Annotated in this window: 3 protein-coding genes; 2 read left to right on the top strand and 1 reads right to left on the bottom strand. The window is 36.3% G+C overall.

The features are described from left to right. Positions 1 to 98: 98 nt before the first annotated feature. Complete coding sequence (locus tag JIV24_RS21860) at positions 99 to 1379, top strand: transposase (RefSeq protein ID WP_200467211.1); 1281 nt, start codon at positions 99 to 101, stop codon at positions 1377 to 1379. Between the two features lie 897 nt (positions 1380 to 2276). Here the strand turns inward: JIV24_RS21860 and JIV24_RS21865 are convergent. Continuing rightward, positions 2277 to 3662 carry an IS1380 family transposase gene (locus JIV24_RS21865; protein WP_200467212.1) on the bottom strand — a complete coding sequence of 462 codons (1386 nt, stop codon included), beginning with the start codon at positions 3660 to 3662 and terminating at the stop codon, positions 2277 to 2279. A gap of 316 nt (positions 3663 to 3978) precedes the next feature. Here JIV24_RS21865 and JIV24_RS21870 point away from each other — a divergent pair, with 316 nt between their 5' ends. Further along, positions 3979 to 4566, top strand: coding sequence for an RNA polymerase sigma factor (locus JIV24_RS21870; protein WP_200467213.1), 588 nt, complete (start codon positions 3979 to 3981; stop codon positions 4564 to 4566). Positions 4567 to 4924: the final 358 nt, after the last annotated feature.

The raw sequence follows: 4924 nt of genomic DNA on the forward strand, positions 1-4924 counted from the left end.
ATCTTTTCGGCTGATTTTATCGCCTGAAAATACTAATACACATCTGTATGTCAAAGTTTTAATTTATAGAAGTCCCCCTAAATTATTATCTTTAAGTCATGGCAAAATTTATATGTGCAGACCGCAACCAGCAAACACTGATGCCCTACAATATTGAAGATTGGTTGCCTCAAAATCATTTAGCTCGTTTTATAGTTGAGATTGTGTCAATGCTTGATTTCAAGCATATTTACTCACAGTATAAAGGTTCTGGTTCAACAGCATATGATCCCAGGATGCTCTTATCCTTACTATTCTACGGCTACTCTACTGGCATATTCAGCTCACGTAAGATAGAACAATCGACTTACGACTCCGTAGCATTTCGTTTTATTGCCGGCAACCACCATCCTGATCACGATACAATCTCCAGTTTTCGCAAACGTTTCTTACCAGAAATAAAAGGGTGGTTTAAAGAGATACTGCTTATAGGTAAAGAAATAAAGTTAGTGCGCATGGGTAATATCTATATTGATGGCACCAAAGTACAGGCTAATGCATCCAAACATAAAGCCATGAGCTACGATTATATGAAGCGATTGGAAAAGCAACTTGAAACAGAGATTGAGCAGTTATTAAACCTTGCTGCCGCTAAAGATGAGCAAGAGAGGGAATTAGACCTTGACATCCCGAAAGAAATTGAACGCAGAAAGGATCGATTAAATAAAATACAGAAAGCAAAAGAAATTGTTGAAGCCAGAGCTCAGCAGCGTTATGAAAAGGAAAAGAAGGAGTATGACTCCAAAGTAGAAAAACGAAAACAACAGGAAGAAACAACGGGGAAGAAAGCTAAAGGCAGAAAACCCAAAGCTCCTGATTCATCGCCGGAAGCTTCAGACCAATATAATTTCACAGACCCGGAATCAAGGATAATGAAAACTTCCAGCGGTTTTAATCAATGTTATAATGGACAGGGTGTTGTTAATGATGATATGGTTATTGTTGGCGCATACTGCAATGCCCATGTTAATGACAAACAAGAATTTATCCCTGCTATCAACTCAGTATCTGGAGAACTTGGTGAAATATCTTCTGCCGTTGCTGATACCGGATACTTTAGTGAAAAGAACATTGACGATTGTAAAAACAAAGGAATAAAGCCCATAATCTCTACAGCAAGGGAGAAACACAATACCTATTTGGAAAACAAATTAAATAGCGACGATGACATTAACTACGGAGATACCCCTGTTGATAAAATGAACCAAACCTTAAAAAGCAAGGAAGGAAAAGATATATACAAAAAACGGAAACAAACAGTCGAACCTGTTTTTGGGATTATCAAAGAAGTACTTGGATTCAGGCGTTTTTCCTTGCGCGGCGAGTTTGAAACTGATTGAGAATGGGCATTAGTATGCCTTGGCTATAACTTAAAGCGATTTTTCAAGCTATCAATGGCGTAATCAAAAAAAATGCAGCTTATTGTTTTCAATTTTCACAACAAAAGGGAGATAAAATAATAAATTCGATCATTTTTGAGCATTTTTTGACAAAAACAATAATAATGAAAAACAGGCTAAACCTTTAGACCGCACGCTCTAGTATTTAAAAAATGCAAGTCCGACAGGCTGCTAGACAATCATCATCAGGTCTGAAGTGATCAGCAAACTCTATCGCATTTTGACCCTTAAAAAATTCCATATAACACCTATTTTACTAGATCCAAATATAGGTATTTATCTATCGACCTCTAATCATTTTTTGTGTCAAAAAAAAACGCACAAGTCAGCCTACTTAGTACGAAATATTAACCTCCCCTATCATCAAAAAAATCATATTTAGTATTAAAAAAGCAGGATAATTGCGCAGAAATCACTTTTTAAGGACATTTACGTAAAAAGGTTCAACTAACCATTATCGGCTCTTTTATTTCTAACTTCACAGATAAACGGTTAACTAAAGTCACCGTTTGCCGAGACATTTTTCACTCTACAAACCTCACTGGTATTAGTAGTCTAAAAAACTGTTTTTATTAATGGGTTTAACGTTTTGGCATTTTACGAGTATTGGTTAATACCTAAATTGAGCGATTCCATAATTCAGTATGGTATTAAAATCTACATGAATCATTTTTTAGTCCTTAGACCCTAGAAGAAGCTGCAATTTTCAAAATCATTGTGCCAAATATGACTTCAGGAGATAGGAAACGCCATCCTTTCAGTTATATTTTCAGGACCATGCATACCTCTTCCCTTAACCCGAGGTTTTAATTAAGATTACATTTTGGTTTCTTTCTGTTAGGCATGTTGTATCGGTGGCGGTGATTGGCATCGTTTCCATAGTTCTTTAAAATTAATGGTTTCGTGAATTGTTCTGCTGACGTTCAGCTTTACATATCTCGATCCTGATGTGATCTTAGCTGCGAAATCGATCAGTTTTCTTCTGAAAGTATTTGGATATGTTGTGATTGGGACAATGTCAACAGTTACATCCTGTTTGTAAGCCTCAAAAATGAAATGGGTTATTACAAGCATAAAGTAATATGCACGGTTCATACCAAAGGATTTAAATGGCAATTGTTCTTTAGTTGCAAGTTCCTTTATGCTCCGGTGTATTAATTCGTCGGCACCTCTACTGTGCGATATTTGTATAATAGACTTTGTGAGGAAAAAGGAACCTCCGCCAGCAACCCTAAGTTTATCATCGGCACTCTTACAGTTACCAATGTTAGTGTAGATGACATTGTCAGGTTTGCTGAAGTCCAATACATATTGACCGGACTCTTCACAGTTGAGTTTGGTAAATATACACCGTCTGAATTTTTTCCATGACTTAAGCTTATTGCCAAACTCAACACATCCCCATACGGCCTTGTTTTTCTTGAGCGAGCAAAAGTTTTGCGATGGTATATCTTTCACGTATTCCTTAACATCGGCATATATCTTACTTGTTGTAATGTAGTGTATGTCAAGCTCATCTTCGAAGTATTCATAAGCCTTTTGGTCAGCAAAGCCACTATCGGCGCAGAGTATAATGGGGACTTGCTCGGAGTAGCGATTGCGGATAAGCTTTACGATGGCTTTTTCCCTTTGGGTATAATCATTACCGTGATTTGAGTGGGCACTCCCTTTACGAAAAAGCACGTCTATTAGGAAAGGTCCCCAACAAATATGCAAGGGCTGAAAGCCTTTTTTCTTCTTGTAGGTTGTTTCGCACCCTTCCCGCTTTTGTGCATCATCATTATCAAGAACCATGGTGTCAATACCCAAGGTAATGATTTTCGGACAGTTGATTTTTAATCTCCAGATGAATAGCTCATGTAATATTTTATTGAATATTAAGTTTGTGACAGCACTGAGTTTCATAAAGAAGCGTTTGGTTTGATGTGACGATGCCAATTCTTTGGTCGTGTTTTCCAGTAATGCGGCATACCCCTCATCTGTTTTAAGTTGATCAAAGTGTGATATGGCTGTATTTGTTCCATCCATGCAAAAAGCAAACATTTGTTTGAGAAATTGGTTGAGCTGTAGACCTTTGTTGTTTTTGAAAATTAAATTGATTAAACTGCTTGATATCACCCTGTAAAGACCTGTTTTTTCAATGTAACGAAGAAATAGAGGAAGTCCCCCGCGTGCAGAAATTTTATCCTTTGTTACGCCAATTTTTGTTATTTTAATACCCATAAAAGATGCTCTTGTTCACTCAATAAGTGATGTGTTATTTTCTTGATTTGACACCTTTAAGACACTCAATAGCAATTTGTTATACAAGGCATCTTTTCATTATTAGTCCACTAATCGCTCAATTTAGGTAATACTCACTTTCCAGAACCGTCAATTCACTCTCTTCTTTAATCAGTTAATGTTAAATACACCTATAGAGCACAAAACAAGTTTATCATTATGCAGATAGTTTAAGCTGCCTATTAAGGGCAAGATTTTTTTAGATATTGCTCTTTAATTACTTTATTTGTAAAAAAAAAGGGAGGTAAGTTAATATATGAACAAGGTACTGTTTGATATAGAGGCGCTTAGGCAGGGCGATAGAGAGGTGTTTGAAGCTATTTATAATGAATTTTCCGACATGCTGTATCATTTATGCATGGAATACCTTCATGATGCGACTATTGCTGAAGAAATTGTTCAGGATGCTTTTGTTAAATTATGGGATGTAAGAGAAGGTGTCCGTGATGATTTAAGCCTGCGTAATTACCTATACACAATAACTAAAAATAACTGCCTGATGCAGATCAGGAAAGAGCAAACACTTATTAAAAGCAAAAAAGAATTAAAGTACATCGAAATGCAATTTAACTATGAAGCTATGGCTGCCATGGCTGATGATGTGTTGCAATTTGACGAACTTAAAAGCCGAATTGATGAGGCTATAGAAGCCTTGCCGGATAAGTTGAAAGAGGTGTTTATACTCAGTAGGTTTGATGAGTTGAAATACAAGGAAATAGCCGAACAGCTGGATGTTAGTGTTAAAACAGTTGAAGTCAGGATTTCGAAGTCTCTTTCCATATTGCGTAACGAATTAAAAGATTATCTTCCGGTTATTTACTTGATGACTTTTATACTTTCCTGATTAAGATACTACATTAAACTACAAAGTAGCTGATAACTTTTTTTACCTCCTTCGTAATTTTTCGTTACTCCCCTCTAGTAGTGTAATACATAGGAGTATGCGGATTTTTACACTTTCGTTTTTCAAAATTTCATGCATAGAGTTGACTTTTTTTTAAAAAAAAGTCACTAGGAGCCTGTCGGACTTAAGCACTTTTTAGCTTTTTTTCTTGACCCCCTATTCGAGACTGATGTCGAAATATTCGATTCTCAGGGGCTTAAATGTATAAGTCCGACACACTGCTAGCCTCCGAAAGTCGGAATTTTAAATAGCCCTCAGAATCCTATATTTTTGTTTCGACAAAAAAACTTAAATAATA

It is taken from the genome of Carboxylicivirga marina (assembly GCF_016612505.1).
Classification (GTDB): domain Bacteria; phylum Bacteroidota; class Bacteroidia; order Bacteroidales; family Marinilabiliaceae; genus Carboxylicivirga; species Carboxylicivirga marina.

What these genes read in the sequence shown, in the direction of transcription:
- JIV24_RS21865 (WP_200467212.1), bottom strand. Translation starts at nt 3,662, where the DNA reads ATGGGTATTAAAATAACAAAAATTGGCGTAACAAAGGATAAAATTTCT.
- JIV24_RS21860 (WP_200467211.1), top strand. Translation starts at nt 99, where the DNA reads ATGGCAAAATTTATATGTGCAGACCGCAACCAGCAAACACTGATGCCC.
- JIV24_RS21870 (WP_200467213.1), top strand. Translation starts at nt 3,979, where the DNA reads ATGAACAAGGTACTGTTTGATATAGAGGCGCTTAGGCAGGGCGATAGA.